The organism is Intrasporangium chromatireducens Q5-1 (assembly GCF_000576575.1).
GTDB classification, from domain to species: domain Bacteria; phylum Actinomycetota; class Actinomycetes; order Actinomycetales; family Dermatophilaceae; genus Intrasporangium_A; species Intrasporangium_A chromatireducens.
This window is the reverse complement of sequence record NZ_AWQS01000030.1, coordinates 1-16019: the sequence shown is the minus strand read 5'-3', so window position 1 is coordinate 16019 and position 16019 is coordinate 1. Positions and strand designations below refer to the sequence as shown.

Sequence of the window (16019 nt, the reverse complement as noted above, 5' to 3'; positions counted from 1 at the left end):
CCTTGTCTCATCCCTACCACGGTGCACAGGAGATACCCAGTTATGCGGGCGAACGTCGCCCAATCGTGACTCCCGAACGCGGGGGTATGCCGCTCACTCCGGTTCTCGGCGTCGGTGCGGTCCGCGCTCAGTGCAGGCGGCGCTGGCGCCACCAGCCGACGATGTTGGTGCGGTGCCGCCACAGCACGAACAGCCCGAGGACGACGAGCCAGGCGGCCGTCCACGCGTCTCCCGGTGCCCGGCCGGCGATGACGAGACCCCCGGCGACGAGCAGCCCCAGCGCGGCGCACATCGAGCCGACGGCGACCCACCGGGTCAGCACGACGGCGACGGCGAAGACGGCGAGCACGAGGAGCGCCACCCAGGGATGGACCCCGAGGATGGCGCCGAGCGTCGTGGCGACCCCCTTGCCGCCACGGCCTCGCAGGAAGGGCGAGTAGATGTGTCCGAGTACCGCGGCGAGGCCGACGGCATAGGCCAGGTGCGCGCCGAAGAGGTGTCCAGCGACGAGGACCGGCAGCAGGCCCTTGAGGACGTCGAGCACCCCGACGACCACACCCCACTTGCGGCCGAGGACGCGACCGGCGTTGGTGGCGCCCGGGTTGCCCGAGCCGGCCGTCGCCAGGTCCTTGCCGAGGACCTTGGCGATCATCGTCGCGGGGTTGACCGAGCCGACGACGAAGGCGACGACGATCGACGCGACCCAGACGACGGCCACCCAGCCGGTGCTCACGAGTCGTCCTCGACCGTCGCATTCCCCCCGACGTCCTGCCCATCGGAACGGCCCTGCCCATCGGAACGGCCCTGCCCCGCAAGACTGCCTCGTCGCCCGACTCCCGCCTCCCCCTGGGAGCCCTCGTGCGCCGGCTCGTCCGGCCGCGGCGACACGGCGATCGCCAGAGTGCTCGGCCCGACATGCGCGCCGACGACCGCGCCGAGCTCGACCACCCGCAGGTCCCGGGCCTCGGGCACGCTCGCCCGCAGGTGCTCCGCGACCTGCTCGGCGCGCTCGGCCGCATCGAGGTGGTGCACGGCCAGGTCGACGGCCACCCCGTCCCGCCGGACGTGCTCGACGACGAGCGCCTCGATCCGGGCGATCGCCCGGGCCGCGGTGCGCACCTTCTCGACGGGCACGATCCGTCCGCCCCGGACGGCGAGGATCGGCTTGATCGCGAGTGCCGAGCCGAGCAGCGCCGACGCGGCGCCGATCCGTCCGCCTCGGCGCAGGTGCTCGAGGGTGTGGACGTAGAAGAGGATCCCCGACGGCCCGAGCCGTCGCTCGATTGCCGCACGTACCTCCGCCAGCCCGGCACCCGCCGCGGCGACCTGCGCGCCGGTGACAGCGGCATACCCCATGGCCATCCCGATCGTCTCGGAGTCGATGACCTCGACGGGCACGGGTGCGTCGGCGGCCGCGATCCGCGCCGCCTCCACGGTGCCCGACATCTGACCGGACAGGTGCACCGAGACGATGCCGGTCGCTCCCTCGTCGGCGAGGCGCCGGTACGTGTCGAGGAAGACCTCGGGCGCCGGCCGCGACGTCGTGACGATGGTGTACTCACGCAGCGCCGCGGCGACCTCCTGGGGCGTGATGTCGGCGCCCTCGACCCGCTCCACGCCGCCGACGACGACGTGGAGCGGCACGACCTCGATGGTGTGGGCGCGCACGAGGTCGGTGGGCAGGTATGCCGTCGAGTCCGTGACGATCCGAACGCTCACTCCCGCTCCTTCCGGCGCCCCACCCGGTTCGATGTATTACGGCGGCCCCTGCGGCGCGCCAATACATCGAACCGCAGGGGGCTGCCTGTTCCCAAGCGTCACATGGGGACGACGTTGACGAGCTTCGGCGCGCGGACGATGACGGTGCGGATCCCGTCCTGCGTCGCGGCCCTGACCTTGTCGCGGGCCAGGACCAGCTCGCGCAGCTCGTCCTCGGAGATGTCGGGAGCCACCTCGACGCGGTCGCGGACCTTGCCCTTGATCTGGATGACGCAGGTGACCTGCTCCTCGACGATCTTGCTCGGGTCGGCCTCGGGGAAGGGTGCGTAGGCCACGCCGCCCGAGTGGCCCAGCCGGGACCACAGCTCTTCGGCGATGTGGGGCGCGACCGGCGCGATCATCAGGACCATCGCCTCGACGACCTCACGCGGCGCGACGCCGAGCTTCGTCACGGAGTTGTTGAGCTCGATGAGCTTGGCGATGGCGGTGTTGAACCGCAGGTCCTCGAAGTCGTCGCGCACGCCCTGAATCGTGCGGTGCAGCTGCGTCGTGAGCGCCTGGTCTGGTGCGTCGTCGGTGACGACGACCTCACCGGTCGCCTCGTCGACGACGTTGCGCCACAGGCGCTGCAGGAAGCGCTGGGCACCGACGACGGCCCGGGTCTCCCACGGCTTGGACACCTCGAGCGGGCCCATCGACATCTCGTAGACCCGGAAGGTGTCGGCGCCGTAGGCGTCGTACATCTCGTCCGGGCTGACGGAGTTCTTCAGCGACTTGCCGATCTTGCCGTACTCCCGGAAGACCTGCTGCCCGCCCCACGTGAACGTCGGCTCCTCGCCCGGGCCACCCGGGTGCTCCTCGACCTCGGCCGCCGGCACGTACTGTCCCCGTGCGTCGGTGTAGGCGTAGGCCTGGATGTAACCCTGCGAGAAGTACTTGCGGAACGGCTCCTCGCTCTCGAGGTAGCCCAGGTCGTGCAGCACCTTGTGCCAGAACCGGGCGTAGAGCAGGTGGAGCACGGCGTGCTCGACACCGCCGACGTAGAGGTCGACACCGCCCGGGTCCTTGGTCCCAGCGGGCGCGCCGGCGACCGGCGTCGGCCAGGTGCCCATCCAGTAGCGCTCGTTGCCGGGGTCGACGATGGCCGTGTCGTTGGCCGGGTCGAGGTAACGCAGGTAGTACCAGCACGACCCGGCCCAGTTGGGCATCGTGTTCGTCTCGCGCCGGAACCTGCGCCGGCCCCTCCCGTCGCCGAGGTCGAGCTCGACCTCGACCCACTCCGGCACCCGGGAGAGCGGCGGCTCCGGGGAGCTGTTGGCGTCGTCGGGGTCGAAGGTCTTGGGAGAGTAGTCCGGCACGTCCGGCAGGGTGAGCGGCAGCTGCTCCTCGGGGAGCGCGTGGACGACACCGTCCTCGTCGTAGACGATCGGGAACGGCTCGCCCCAGTAGCGCTGCCGGCTGAAGAGCCAGTCACGGATCCGGTAGTTGATGGTGCCCTCGGCGATCTCGCGCTCCTCGAGCTCGGCGATGATGCGCGCCTTGGCCTCCTCGACGCCCAAACCGTTGAGGTCGGCGACGTCCGAGGCGGAGTTGACGATGACCCCGTCGCCGACGTACGCGTCCGCGAGCGGCGCGTCGGCCTCGTCGAGCGAGGGAGCGACGACGCGCACGACTGGGATGGAGAACTTGGTCGCGTACTCGAAGTCGCGCTCGTCGTGCCCGGGCACGGCCATGATCGCGCCGGTGCCGTAGCCCATCAGGACGTAGTCGGCGACGAAGACCGGGATCGGCTGTCCCGTCACGGGGTTCGTCGCGAACGACCCCGTGAAGACGCCCGTCTTGTCCTTGCCCTCCGTCTGTCGCTCGACGTCGGACTTGCGCGAGGCGGCCAGGCGGTATGCCGCCACCGCCGCCTGCGGGGTCGCGCTCGCCTCCGCGTCGGCCCCCTTCCAGTCATCGTGCGTACCGTCGGGCCAACCGCCCTCGGGGACAAGGGAGTCGACGAGCGGGTGCTCCGGCGCGAGGACCATGAACGTCGCACCGAACAGCGTGTCGGGACGGGTCGTGAAGACCTCGATGTCCGTCGTCGAGCCGGCCCGTTCACCGGCAGCGAGCGTCACCGGGAAGGCGACCCGGGCCCCGGCGGAGCGGCCGATCCAGTTGCGCTGCATCACCTTGACCTTCTCGGGCCAGTCGACCCGGTCCAGGTCGTCGGCGAGCCGGTCGGCGTAGGCGGTGATCCGCATCATCCACTGGGACAGGTTGCGGCGGAAGACAGGAAAGTTGCCGCGCTCCGAGCGGCCCTCGTTGGTGACCTCCTCGTTGGACAGCACGGTCCCGAGCCCGGGGCACCAGTTGACCGGTGCCTCGGACGTGTAGGCGAGCCGGTAGCCCTCGAGCACCTTGGCCTGTTCGGCGTCACTCAACTGAGCCCAGGCCCTGGTGTCCCCGCCCGGCAGCGGCCGCTCCCCCGACTCGAACTGGGCCACCAGCTCTGCGATCGGACGGGCGCGGCCGAGGCCACCGTCCGGGCGAACGGCGTCAGCGTCATACCAGGAATTGAAGATCTGCAGGAAGATCCACTGCGTCCAGCGGTAGTACTCCGGGTCGATCGTCGCGAACGTGCGCCGGTTGTCGAAGCCGAGGCCGAGGCGGCGCAGCTGGCGCCGCATGTTCGTCATGTTCTCCTCGGTCGTCTTCCGAGGGTGCTGGCCGGTCTGGACGGCGTACTGCTCGGCGGGCAGGCCGAACGCGTCGTAGCCGAGGGCGTGCAGGACGTTGCGGCCGAGCATCCGGTGGAAGCGGCTGTAGACGTCGGTCGCGATGTAGCCGAGGGGGTGACCGACGTGCAGGCCCACCCCGGACGGGTAGGGGAACATGTCGAGGACACAGAGCTTCTCGCCGCGGGCGGCCACCTTGTCCGGCTCGGCCCAGGGACCGGCCGGGTTGGGTGCGTTGAACGTGCCCTCCTCCTCCCAGCGGTCCTGCCAGGACAGCTCGATGTCCTGGGCCATCTGGGCGGTGTAGCGGAACGGTGTCTCGTTGCTCGTCGTCGTGCGATCGCTCATGTCATCACCTTCGTCGCGTCGTGGCTGGTCGCTCCGCCCGGGCCTCGCCGGCGGTGCATGGGGACGGGACCCCGTCGGTCGGGCAAAAAAAGACCCCTCGCCAAGGAGGGGAAGCCGCGTTGATGCCGGGTCGCCCCGACTTTCGTCAACGCGGCTGCGGAAGGAGCAGCAGGCCAGCCATGCAGCCAAGGTTAGCGCAGCCCGTCGGCTCCCCCGACACGGCTAGCGGAGCAGGCCGAGCACGATGAGGAGCTGGGCGGCGTGGTAGGTCACCATCACCGTCACGGGGGCCCACCGGCGCTCGTGGACGAACCGGTCGTGCCCGAGGATCGTGTCGGACACGAGGAACAGGAAGCACCCGGCGATGACGACCCAGTCGCCCTTTACGGCCGCGACGACGAGCAGGGTGGCGAGCGCGAGCACGTAGACGAGCACCGCGAACCGGTCCCGACCGGCATGCCGCACCACGTGTCGGCCGAACCGCCCGTGCATGAGGAACACAACGAGCACGGCGGGCAGCACGAGCCAGGGGAAGCCGCTCGGGCCCGGCACCGTGAGCAGGGTCCACACGAAGGCGACATGGGCGGCGAGGAAGGCGAGCAGCCCGAGCCGGAACCGCACCTCCGTCGCGGTGAGCAGCAGCAGGTCCCCGACGAGCGACAGGCCGAGGGCGACGAGCAGCGGCGTCAGGTGCGGAGCGTCGACGGGCGGGGAGTCGGTGAAGAGCGACCAGGCGAGCCCGCCGAGCAGCAGCATGAAGGTCGGCTTGGTGATGCGCTCGACGACGTGGTCGCCGCGCAGCACGGCGCTCCAGTTGAGCAGCGCGGTGATGCCGAGGGCCACCGAGAGCAGCCAGACGTGCGTGGACACGGCCCAAGGATTTCAGGCCAGGCGCCCATCACGTGGGACGGGGTGGACCTTCGGTGCGGGTCTGCCACACTCGACCGCATGCCCATGCGCACGTTCCAGCACACGGTCACGCCCGCCGACACGGCAACCGCCGTCGGCAGCGGCGACCTCGAGGTGCTCGCGACCCCTCGTCTGATCACCTGGTGCGAGTCGGCGGCCTTCGAGGTGTGCCGGCCGCAGACCGACGAGGACCGCACCACGGTCGGCACCTTCGTCAAGATCGAGCACGTCAAGGGAACACCGGTCGGCGCGGAGGTCTCGGTCTCGTGCGCCGAGCCGATCAGTGACGGCCGCCGGCTCGTCTGCTTCGTGACGGTGACCGACCCCGACGGTGAGACCCTCGCGAGCGGTGAGGTCCACCGAGCCGTCGTGGACCGCGAGCGGTTCATGAGCAAGTGCCACCCGGTGGCCTGACCGGGCCGACCGCCGCGGACGTCGACGCGGCCGCTGCCCGCCTGGGCGCGACGACCCGGGTCACCCCGCTGCGGCACAACCGCCGCCTGTCCGAGCTGCTCGGTGCCGAGGTCCACCTCAAGCGCGAGGATGTCCAGACCGTCCGCTCCTACAAGGTCCGCGGCGCCTCCAACTTCATCGCGAGCCTGCGCCCGGAGGATCGCGCCGCCGGCGTCGTCTGCGCCAGCGCCGGCAACCACGCGCAGGGCGTCGCCCACGCCTGCGCGATGCTCGGGGTGCGGGCCCGTGTCTACCTGCCCCGCACCACTCCCCGCCAGAAGCGCCAGCGTGTGCAGGACCTCGGCCGCGAGTGGGTGGAGGTGGTCGTGGGCGGCGACCTCTACGACGACGCGGCGGCAGCGGCCTACGGAGATGCCGAGCGGAGCGGCGCCACGCTCGTGCACGCCTTCGACGAGCCGCGCACGGTCGCGGGCCAGGGCACCGTCATCCGGGAGGCCGTCGAGCAGCTCGGCGAGCAGCCCGACGTCGTCGTCGTCCCGGTCGGCGGTGGCGGCCTCCTCGCCGGGACCATCACGTGGCTCGCGGAGCGCCACCCCCGCACCCGCATCGTCGGCGTGGAGCCGGCCGGCGCGGCGAGCATGGTGGCCGCCCTGGACGCGGGCCACCCGGTGGACCTCCCGCGCGTCGACCCGTTCGTCGATGGCGCTGCGGTGTCACGGGCGGGCGCCGTCACCTTCCCGATCGTCCGTGACAGCGGCTGTGAGGTCGTCACGGTCAGCGAGGGCGCGGTCTGCGTCGAGATGCTGGCGCTCTACCAGACCGACGGCATCATCGCCGAGCCCGCCGGCGCCCTGGCCACGGCGGCCCTGCCCGAGCTGGGCATCCGGCCCGGTGAGAAGGTCATCGCGATCGTCTCCGGAGGCAACAACGACGTGACCCGCTATGCCGAGGTCGTCGAGCGCGCCCTCGTGCACGAGGGTCGCAAGCACTACTTCCTGGTCGAGTTCCCGCAGGAGCCCGGTGCCCTGCGCCGGTTCCTCGACGAGGTCCTCGGACCCGACGACGACATCACGCTGTTCGAGTACGTCAAGCACAACAACCGCGAGACCGGGCCGGCCCTCGTCGGCGTCGAGCTCGGCTCGCCCGCGACCCTGCCCGAGCTGCTCGCGCGGATGGAGGCGGCTCCTCCGCACGTCGAGCGGGTGCCACCGGACAGCCCGCTGTTCCGCTTCATCCTCTGAGCGGTATGCCGCTCACCTCGCCCCGCGCGTCCGTCCCCGCGCGCGAGGCGGGCGAGCCCCCCGGTCAGCGGCGCAGCCGGTCCATCTCCTCGAGGATGTCGTCCTCGGTGGGGACGTTCCGGCCGAAGGTATCGACCGCGTGGGCGATCAGGCCGATCCCCCAGATCCCCAGTGGGATGACCGGCCAGAAGAAGTGGCGCCCGGTCATGGCCCAGATGAGGACGAACATCCCGTTGAACATGACGAAGGTGAGCAGGTGCATCCGGAAGTCGGCCTTCTTGCGCAGCCGCTCCACGGCCCGCTCGCGCAGCGCCTCACCGGCGCGGTCCACCGTCGGGTCGACCGGCGCACCGGCGGTGCTCACGGGCGGCTCGGCCACGGGCTGCCCGACGGCCTCGCGCCTGGGTTCCTCGAGTGGGTGCAGGTTGGCAGTCATGGCGTCCCATCTCCTTCGGTCACGGCCATGCTCGGCCACCCTCAGCATCCCGCCGGGCGCGTCGGGTCACCCGGGACCTTCGTCACGCGATCGCGGGTCAGAGCACGAAGGTGTCGCCGTCGCGCCGGAAGCCGAGCCGCTCGTAGTACGGCTCGACCATGTCCTGCGGGATGACCACGCGCCGGAAGCCCCGCCGTCGGAACGGCCCCTCCGGGCCGAAGATGAACTCGCCCGGTGAGAGGTCGCGGTAGCGCGGCGTGACGTAGTCGAGGACGAGCTCCGCCGTGCGCTGTCCGGCGTCCCGCATCAGCACGACCCCGACCGTCTCGTCGCCCTTGAGGACGAGGTAGGAGATGTCGTCGCTGAACGGGTCGTGCACGAAGCCGGGGTTGAACTGCCGGATGTCGCCCTCGTGCACGCGCAGGACGTGGCGCAGGTACTCGTCGTCGCCGTCCACCCCGAGGACCTCGAACGCCCCCGCGTCGTGCTGGGCCCGTTTGAGCCGCACGACCTGCCACAGGTTGACGGCCAGGAGCGCGACACCGAGCCCGAGCACGGGCCACACCTGTCCGAGACCGCCGTAGAGCGCGAGCAGGACGCAGCCGCCGAGCGCGACGAGGCGCAGGCGCAGGACCTGGGGCTGCGTCAGGGCGAGGAGCAGCACGGCCACACCGAGCCATCCGACCACCTCGAGCCACGCCGCCATGTCGCGAGGCTACCCGGTGCTCCCGAACCCCTCGATGTATCAGCGGGCCGCGAGTACGCTCCTCCCAACGACCGGGCCCACACCCTCGGCCCACCTGACGAGGGGGTCGTCATGGAGCGCGACTATCTCGACTTCGACGTGGCACTCGTGCGTGCGGACGGGGGTCTCGCCACCCACGTCGTCGCCTCACCGGCGGGCACGGCGCAGCGCCCGTTCACGCTGCCGTTCTGGCCCGTCGAGCTGGCGCAGTTCATCACCGCCGTCGGACCACCCAGCGTGGCGACGCGTCGGCTGGTCCCGGCCGACGGCCTGGTCCGCGACGTGGAGGACTACGGCCGCCGGCTCGGTGAGGCGCTCCTGGCCGACGAGGTCGACCGGCTCTTCCGTGAGTCTCTCTCCATCGCCAAGCGTCAGGGGCGCGACCTGCGCCTGCGGCTGCGGCTCGACGGCGCCGCCGACCTCGAGGGCGTGCCGTGGGAGTACCTCTACGACGCGCGCCTCGGCCGGTTCCTCACCCTGTCGCGACAGACGCCGGTCGTGCGGGTTCTCGACGCGCTCGACCAGCCTCCGGTCGTGCCCGTCGTCGCGCCGATGCGGATCCTCGTCATGGTCTCGAGCCCGACGGACCTGCCCTCGCTCGACGTGGAGCGGGAGAAGCAGCTGCTGCTCGCGACGACCGCCGACCTCGTGCGCAGTGGACGCCTCGAGGTGGAGGTCGTCTCCGACGCCACGCTCACGACCTTGCAGCGGGCCCTGCTCGACCCGTACCACGTCTTCCACTTCATCGGGCACGGCTCCTTCGACCGCGAGGACGACGAGGGGCTGCTCGCCCTCGAGCGGGCGGACGGCACCGCCGACCTCGTCGCCGGGCCCCGGCTCGCCACCCTGCTCCACGACGCGCCCTATCTCCAGCTCGTCGTCCTCAACGCCTGCGAGGGTGCCCGCACGAGCGGACGCAACGCCTTCTCCGGAGTCGCGCAGATGCTCGTGCGGCAGGGGCTGCCCGCCGTCGTGGCGATGCAGACGGCGATCTCCGACCGGGCGGCGCTCGTCTTCAGCCACGAGTTCTACTACTTCCTCAGCCGCGGCCTGCCCATCGACGCGGCGATCTGTGAGGTCCGCAAGGCGATGGCGACCTCGGACCAGGCCTCCGAGTGGGGCACGCCGGTGCTGCTCCGGTCCGGGTCCGGCCAACCCTTCGACATGGCGGCGCCGGACGCCGCGACCGAGCCGGCGCCACAGACCCGCTGGGAGTCGCTCTACTCCGCGGCGCAGGACGCCCTCGTCTCACAGTCGACGGGGACGGCCCTGCCGATCCTCGAGCAGCTGGCGGCCGAGAAGCCCGACTACGCCGACGTGACGCAGCTGCTCGACCGGGTCAAGGGCCGCCCCGATCCATCGAGCGTGCAGCAATCCCCATCGAGCGTGCAGCAATCCCCATCGAGCGTGCAGCAGTTCGCGTCGACAGTGCAGCCCGACAAGCGCCACGGCCACGGCGTCATGGTCGGCGCCGGCGTGCTGGGCGTCGCGGTGCTCGGTGGCTTCCTCGGGCTGCGCCTGCTGGGCCACGACACCGTCGAGAACGCCCTCACCGCCACCCACGTCGCCACCGCCCCGGTCATCGACCGCAACTTCGACGACTGGGCAGCCGTGCCGCCCCTGCAGATCGGGGACGTCGTCGCCGCGCAGGCTGACCGGAACGACGTGCCGCCCGTCGGCACGTGGAAGGTCGCCTGGGACCGCGACGCGCTCTATGTCCAGGCGACGGTCAAGGACATCAACCTCGTCTTCGTCGACCGGCGGCCCCCGAGCACGTACTGGCAGGGTGACGGGATCTCGTTCGAGTTCGGGCCCGACGCACGCTCGCTCGGGCCGGCGGCCGGGCTCCGTGCCGGCAGGGACTTCCACGTCATGGTCGGCCTCAGCGCGGGCGGCGCCCTGCCATCGACCAACCCGGCCCGGACGGACCCCTCCACCGGCACCGTCCAGTTCGTGGCCGGCAACGCGGAGGGACGGATCCAGGCCGAGGGCGCCGTGCTGCCGACGGGGTACGCGATCGAGGCGCGCGTCCCCTGGTCGGTCCTGGACCTGACCCGACCCCCCGCGCCGGGAGACGTCTTCGGCTTCAACGCCAACATCAGCGACGGGAACCGCAGTGGCACGGACCTCGGCTTCATGGTCAGCAGCAACGCCGACCGCACGGGCCGGAACCAACCCCACCCCGGGACGTGGCAGAGCCTCGTGCTCAGCAACTGAGCGTCGGCGATGCCCACCCTGCGCGCCCTGCTCGTCGGGATCGACGCCTACCCGCCGCCGGTCCCGCCTCTCGGCGGCTGCGTCAACGACGTCCTCGAGATGGAGGCGACCCTGCGCGGCCGGGTACCCGCCGACGCCCTCGACCTGCTCGTCCTCACCGACGCCGCCGCGACCCGGGCAGCCGTCGTCACCGCCATCGAGGAGCACCTCGGCGCGGCCGGGCCGGACGACGTGGCGCTGCTCTGCTACAGCGGACACGGGTCGCAGCAGGCCGCGCCACCCGAGGCCTGGCCGCAGGAGCCGGACCGGCTGGGCGAGACGATCGTCCTCGTCGACAGCCGGAGCCCGGGGTCGTGGGACCTCGCCGACAGGGAGCTCGCGGCCCTGCTGCGGCCCGTCACGAGCCGGGCAGCCCACCTGCTCGTCGTCCTCGACTGCTGTCACTCGGGAGACGGCACCCGGGACGTCTCGCGGACCACCCGGATCCGGCTCGCCCCCAGCGACCCCCGCCCCCGCCCGTGGGCCACCTTCCTCCCGGGAGCGGGCCCAGCGGCATACGGAATCGGCCACAAGCCGGGCACCGGGCACGTCCTGCTGGCCGCCTGCCGCTCCTCCGAGACGGCGAAGGAGACGCTGCTCGACGGCCGGCCGCGCGGCGCGCTCTCGGCCGTCCTGGGCCGGGCCCTTCGGGAGAGCGACGGGCAGCCGACCTACCGCGACGTGCACCGCTTCGTCGCGGCCCGGATCCGCGAGCTGGTCCCGGAGCAGCACCCCCAGCTCGAGACGAGCGACGCGGGCGACCTCGACCGCACCTTCCTCGGGGGCACCATCTGCCCTCGCCCGCGGCAGCTGACCCTCGCCCACTCGGCCGACGGGTGGAGCATCGACGTCGGCGCCGTCCACGGAGTGCCGGAGCCGACCGGCGAGGACACGACCGAGCTCGCCGTCCATGCCCTCGACGGGGCGACCGACGCGGTGCCCCTCGCAACCGCCGAGGTGTGCCGAGTCCTGCCCGACCGCGCCCTCGTGCGACTGGTGCCAGACCTCGACCCGGCACGGGTCTACCGCGCCGTCGTCACGTCGATACCATTGCCGCCGTTGCGAATCGGCGTGGTCGGCGAGGTCTCCGCGGCGCTCGCGCTCGACTCCGCGGACCAAACCCTCATCACGTTCGTCGACGCCGCCGCGGGCGCCGATGTGCTCGTGCGGGCCGAACGTGACGGCTTCGAGGTGCTTCGGCCCCGGCTCCCGCGGCCGGTCGTGGGCGTTTTCACCGGCCCGGACCGGGGCCCCCGCACCATCACCGCCCTCGAGCGGGTGGCGCGGTGGCTGCGCCTCAGTGCCCTGCGCAACCCCGCCACCCAACTGGCCCCGGACGCGGTCACAGTGCAGCTGACCGGCACGACCGGCTCGGTCAGCATCGACGGGTGCCTCGAGATCACGTATGCCGCCGAGCTGGCTCCCGCCTTCAGCGTGGCCCTCCGCAACACGACGTCCGTTCCGCTGTGGTGCGCGCTCGTCGATCTCACCGAGGCGTACGGGGTGTTCACCGACGCGTTCCCCGCCGGCTCCGTCGGGCTGGGCCCGGGCGAGGCCATCCAGGTGGCCCTGACCGGGCAGCTCTCCGACGAGCTGTGGCGTGCCGGAACGACGTCCGTGACCGATCACCTCAAGGTCATCACCAGCACGCTGGAGTTCGACCCGCGGACGCTCGAGCAGCCGGAGCTCGCCACGACCGCAGGCGACCTCGCCGCGGTCCGGTCACTCTCACGACCGCGGTCCACGCTGGACCGCCCCCTCGCCGGGGTGACGACGCGGCGGCTGCACCGCTCGAGCGGGGAGCACCCGGTCGCGGACTGGCGCACGAGCGACCTCTACGTCATCACCCACCGCCCGCGCTGACTGGCGGCGCGCCCGGGGGCCGAGGACGTGGAAGAGGCCGGAACCGCGTGGTTCCGGCCTCTGTCGGTGGAGCTGAGGGGACTCGAACCCCTGACCCCCTCCATGCCATGGAGGTGCGCTACCAGCTGCGCCACAGCCCCGTGCGATCGCTCGCAGGTCCTTCGTCAGGTGCCGCCTCAGTGAAGCGACTGCGCAACTGTAGCCAATAGCCGCGGCGGACCCCAAATCGGGGGTGTGCCCACCCCTCAGGTGCGCCAGGGACCGAGGTTCCAGCCGGCGATCCGCCAGCGGGCCACCCCCGAGAACCGGCCGCGGTCCTCGACGAGCTCGATCCAGTGGCAGTTGTCGAGCCCGCGGAAGACCCGGTCGGCCAGGTCCTGGTCGAGGCCGACGAGCTCGCTCGCGGCCAGCTTCCCGGACGCACCGTGGGTGACGATGACGGCGGTCTCACCCGGCATCAGGTCGCGCAGGACGTCCTCGAGCCCTGCGGCGACGCGCTCTGCGACGTCGGCCCGAGTCTCGCCCGTGCGCCCCTTGGGCACGTCCTCGCCCCGGTCCAGCGCCTCGATGACGTCCGGGTACTTCTCGCGCACCTCGTCGGTGTGCATCCCCTGCCACTCGCCCACGTCGATCTCGCGGAAGCGGGCATCGAGCCGGACCTCCAGACCGGTCAGCTCGGCGATCGGGTCGGCCGTCGAGGCGGCCCGCCCGAGGTCGCTCGAGACGAGCAGGGTCGGCTCGTACGCCGCGAGGTGCGGCGCGGCCTCCACGACCTGGGAGCGACCGGTCTCGGAGAGCTGGCTGTCGCGGTGGCCCTGCCAGATCCGGGCCACGTTGTCGATGGTCTGGGCGTGCCGCATGACGACGATCCGTCGCGGCCGCGCGGCACCGGCGCTCACGAGTCGGACTTCGGCGCGGACCCGGCATCGACGGTGTCGAGGTCGACCTCGGGGCAGTCCTTCCAGAGCCGCTCGAGCGCATAGAACTCGCGCTCCTCCTCGTGCTGCACGTGCACGACGATGTCCCCGAAGTCGATGAGCACCCAGCGGCCCTCGCGCTCCCCCTCGCGGCGGATCGGCTTGGCCCCCTGCTCGCGCAGCTTGTCCTCGACCTCGTCGACGATGGCCCCGACCTGGCGCTCGGTCGGCGCCGAGGCGATGACGAACACATCGGTCAGCGGCAGCTGGTCGCTCACGTCGATCGCGACCACGTGCTCCGCGAGCTTGTCCTCGGCCGCGAGGGCGGCCACCTTGGCGAGTCGAAGGGACTGGTCGGGTGCGGTCACAGAACTTCCTGGCGCTGGCGGGGTGGCTTCGGGGTGGGGTCGACCCGGGGCCAGGTCGCCTGGCGGTCCGAGTAGAGGTGGTACTTGTTGATGTACTGCACGACGCCGTCCGGCACGAGGTACCAGACCGGCTGACCATCCGCGACCCGGCTGCGGCAGTCGGTCGAGCTGATCGCCATGGCCGGGACGACCTGGAGGGTGACGCGGTCCTCGGGCAGGCCCTTGCCGGAGAGCTCGTGCCCCGGCCGGGTGACCCCGATGAAGTGGGCGAGGTCCCACATCCGCTCGGCGTCCTTCCACGAGAGGATCTCGGCCAGGGCGTCCGCGCCGGTGATGAAGAACAGCTCGGCGTCGGGACGCTCCGCCTTAAGGTCACGCAGGGTGTCGATCGTGTACGTCGGGCCGGGTCGGTCGATGTCGACGCGGCTCACGGTGAACCTCGGGTTGGAGGCGGTCGCGACGACCGTCATCAGGTAGCGGTGCTCCGCCGGGGTGACGCGCCGGTCCGCCTTCTGCCAGGGCTGGCCGGTGGGGACGAAGACGACTTCATCGAGGTCGAAGCGGGACTGGACCTCGCTGGCGGCGACGAGGTGGCCGTGGTGGATCGGGTCGAACGTGCCACCCATCACGCCGAGGCGCATGCTCAGTGGTGTGCCTGCGGCGGCTCGATCGCCTCGTGGTGGACGTCGGTCTGGGATCCGCGCGGGGCCTGCAGCTTGTAGGCCGTGTTGCGGAAGCTCCACGTGATGCCGAGCGCGACGAGGAACAGGCCGAAGGCCACGAAGAAGAACGCGATGTCGGGCATCGGCAGCTCGTGCGCTGCCTCCCCGGCGGCTTGAGCAACAGACAGGACACGATCAGACATGCTCACCAGCCTAGCGCCCGGCGTGCCTGATTCGGTCACCGCACCCCGCACGCGTCGCCGGTGCGCTGCGGGGCCTGGCGGGCGGCACCCGGGGAGGGCTCAGTCGAGCGGTCCTGAGGTGAGCGGCATACGGCCTGGGCGGCCGGCGGCCACAGCAACCGTCCAGCGCGCTGACAGGCGGGCGCGAGCGGGGACCGTAGGCTTGGGGCATGGTCCCCGAGCTGTCCGTCGTGATCCCGATGTACAACGAGGAGGAGGTACTCCCCCTCCTCGTCGAGCGGCTCCGTCCCCTGCTCGACGGCCTGGACGCCGGCTACGAGGTCGTGGCCGTCGACGACGGCAGCACCGACCTGACCGCGGCCCTCCTGCAGCGCTACCACCGGGAGTGGCCGTCACTGCGCGTCGTGCGACTGCGGGCGAACGCCGGGCACCAGGCGGCCATCTCGGCCGGTCTCGTCAGCGCCCGCGGCGACTACGTCGTGACGCTCGACGCCGACCTGCAGGACCCGCCCGAGGTCATCCCGCAGATGCTCGAGCTCGCCAAGCGCGACGGGGTCGACGTCGTCTACGGAGTACGCAACGACCGCTCGACGGACACGCGGTTCAAGCGGATGAGCGCTCGGGCGTTCTACGCGCTCATCGGGGCGATCTCGAAGACGTCGGCCCACGCGGACGCCGGCGACTTCCGGCTGATGTCCCGGGCGACGATCGACGCGATCAATGGCCTGCCCGACCACAACCGCGTGCTGCGCTTCATCGTCCCGGCGCTCGGCTTCCCCTCCGACACGGTCGAGTACAAGCGCGAGGAGCGAGCCGCCGGCACCTCCAAGTACCCCCTCCTCAAGATGGTCAGGCTGTCGCTCGACTCGCTCACCGGCTTCTCGGCCGCACCGCTGCGGGTCGCGACGTTCGCCGGGATCGGCGGCGCCGTCATCGCGGCGCTCTTCGTCCTCTACACCCTGGTCGTCCGGGCGCAGGGCCACACCGTGCCCGGCTGGACGTCGACGGTCGCGATCGTCGCCGGCTTCAGTGCGATCCAGCTGCTCTGCGTCGGCATCCTCGGCGAGTACATCGGCCGGATGTATGCGCACATGCAGGGCCGGCCGACGTACTTCATCGCCTACGACTCGCTCGCCGCGATAGGGCACGCGACCGGCCCGACCGACCGGGCGCTGCCAGCCGCTCCGTCCGTCCGGGTGCCGGCGCAGCCGCGCGGCG

The 16019-nt window shown here is 71.7% G+C and carries 15 protein-coding genes and 1 tRNA gene; 5 read left to right on the top strand and 11 right to left on the bottom strand.

Going from position 1 to position 16019, the window contains the following annotated elements; all coding sequences use genetic code 11:
• Positions 1–127: 127 nt before the first annotated feature.
• The 4 genes from plsY to N864_RS23525 all read right to left on the bottom strand — a co-directional run bounded on the left by plsY (position 128) and on the right by N864_RS23525 (position 5657).
• Positions 128–733 (bottom strand): glycerol-3-phosphate 1-O-acyltransferase PlsY, encoded by a 606-nt coding sequence (gene plsY, locus N864_RS05965; protein WP_051518247.1) that lies wholly within the window; start codon positions 731–733, stop codon positions 128–130.
• Entirely contained in the window at positions 730–1719 is a 990-nt protein-coding gene (locus N864_RS05960) for a DegV family protein (protein ID WP_081793416.1), read from the bottom strand. The genes plsY and N864_RS05960 overlap by 4 nt, the downstream gene beginning before the upstream one ends.
• A gap of 98 nt (positions 1720–1817) precedes the next feature.
• Complete coding sequence (locus tag N864_RS05955; protein ID WP_034714554.1) at positions 1818–4787, bottom strand: leucine--tRNA ligase; 2970 nt, start codon at positions 4785–4787, stop codon at positions 1818–1820.
• A gap of 222 nt (positions 4788–5009) precedes the next feature.
• Complete coding sequence (locus N864_RS23525) at positions 5010–5657, bottom strand: lysoplasmalogenase family protein (protein ID WP_051518246.1); 648 nt, start codon at positions 5655–5657, stop codon at positions 5010–5012.
• Positions 5658–5735: 78 nt separating this feature from the next.
• On the opposite strand from N864_RS23525, the gene N864_RS05945 reads away from it, so the two are divergent.
• Positions 5736–6110 (top strand): thioesterase family protein, encoded by a 375-nt coding sequence (locus N864_RS05945; protein ID WP_051518251.1) that lies wholly within the window; start codon positions 5736–5738, stop codon positions 6108–6110.
• Entirely contained in the window at positions 6092–7351 is a 1260-nt protein-coding gene (gene ilvA, locus N864_RS05940; protein WP_155892831.1) for a threonine ammonia-lyase IlvA, read from the top strand. Before N864_RS05945 ends, ilvA begins: the two co-directional genes overlap by 19 nt.
• Positions 7352–7415: 64 nt before the next feature.
• Here the strand turns inward: ilvA and N864_RS05935 are convergent, their stop codons facing one another.
• Positions 7416–7787 (bottom strand): 2TM domain-containing protein, encoded by a 372-nt coding sequence (locus N864_RS05935; protein ID WP_081793415.1) that lies wholly within the window; start codon positions 7785–7787, stop codon positions 7416–7418.
• Positions 7788–7884: 97 nt separating this feature from the next.
• Positions 7885–8493 (bottom strand): hypothetical protein, encoded by a 609-nt coding sequence (locus N864_RS05930; RefSeq protein ID WP_034714553.1) that lies wholly within the window; start codon positions 8491–8493, stop codon positions 7885–7887.
• A gap of 111 nt (positions 8494–8604) precedes the next feature.
• Here N864_RS05930 and N864_RS05925 point away from each other — a divergent pair, with 111 nt between their 5' ends.
• Positions 8605–10749, top strand: coding sequence for a CHAT domain-containing protein (locus N864_RS05925; protein WP_034714551.1), 2145 nt, complete (start codon positions 8605–8607; stop codon positions 10747–10749).
• A 9-nt stretch (positions 10750–10758) separates the two neighbouring features.
• Complete coding sequence (locus tag N864_RS05920; RefSeq protein WP_034714549.1) at positions 10759–12651, top strand: caspase family protein; 1893 nt, start codon at positions 10759–10761, stop codon at positions 12649–12651.
• Positions 12652–12718: 67 nt separating this feature from the next.
• Here the strand turns inward: N864_RS05920 and N864_RS05915 are convergent.
• From N864_RS05915 to N864_RS24550, 5 genes are all read right to left on the bottom strand, one after another.
• A tRNA-Ala gene (locus tag N864_RS05915) sits at positions 12719–12791 on the bottom strand.
• Positions 12792–12896: 105 nt separating this feature from the next.
• Complete coding sequence (locus N864_RS05910) at positions 12897–13550, bottom strand: histidine phosphatase family protein (RefSeq protein ID WP_034714546.1); 654 nt, start codon at positions 13548–13550, stop codon at positions 12897–12899.
• Positions 13547–13936, bottom strand: a complete 390-nt coding sequence (gene rsfS, locus N864_RS05905; RefSeq protein ID WP_034714544.1) for a ribosome silencing factor — start codon at positions 13934–13936, stop codon at positions 13547–13549. The genes N864_RS05910 and rsfS overlap by 4 nt, the downstream gene beginning before the upstream one ends.
• Positions 13933–14562 (bottom strand): nicotinate-nucleotide adenylyltransferase, encoded by a 630-nt coding sequence (nadD, locus tag N864_RS05900; protein ID WP_081793420.1) that lies wholly within the window; start codon positions 14560–14562, stop codon positions 13933–13935. Before nadD ends, rsfS begins: the two co-directional genes overlap by 4 nt.
• A 17-nt stretch (positions 14563–14579) precedes the next feature.
• Positions 14580–14801 (bottom strand): hypothetical protein, encoded by a 222-nt coding sequence (locus N864_RS24550; protein WP_155892830.1) that lies wholly within the window; start codon positions 14799–14801, stop codon positions 14580–14582.
• 209 nt (positions 14802–15010) lie between these two features.
• On the opposite strand from N864_RS24550, the gene N864_RS05895 reads away from it, so the two are divergent.
• Positions 15011–16019 (top strand): glycosyltransferase family 2 protein (locus N864_RS05895; protein ID WP_034714540.1); only part of this gene is annotated, 1009 nt, incomplete at its 3' end.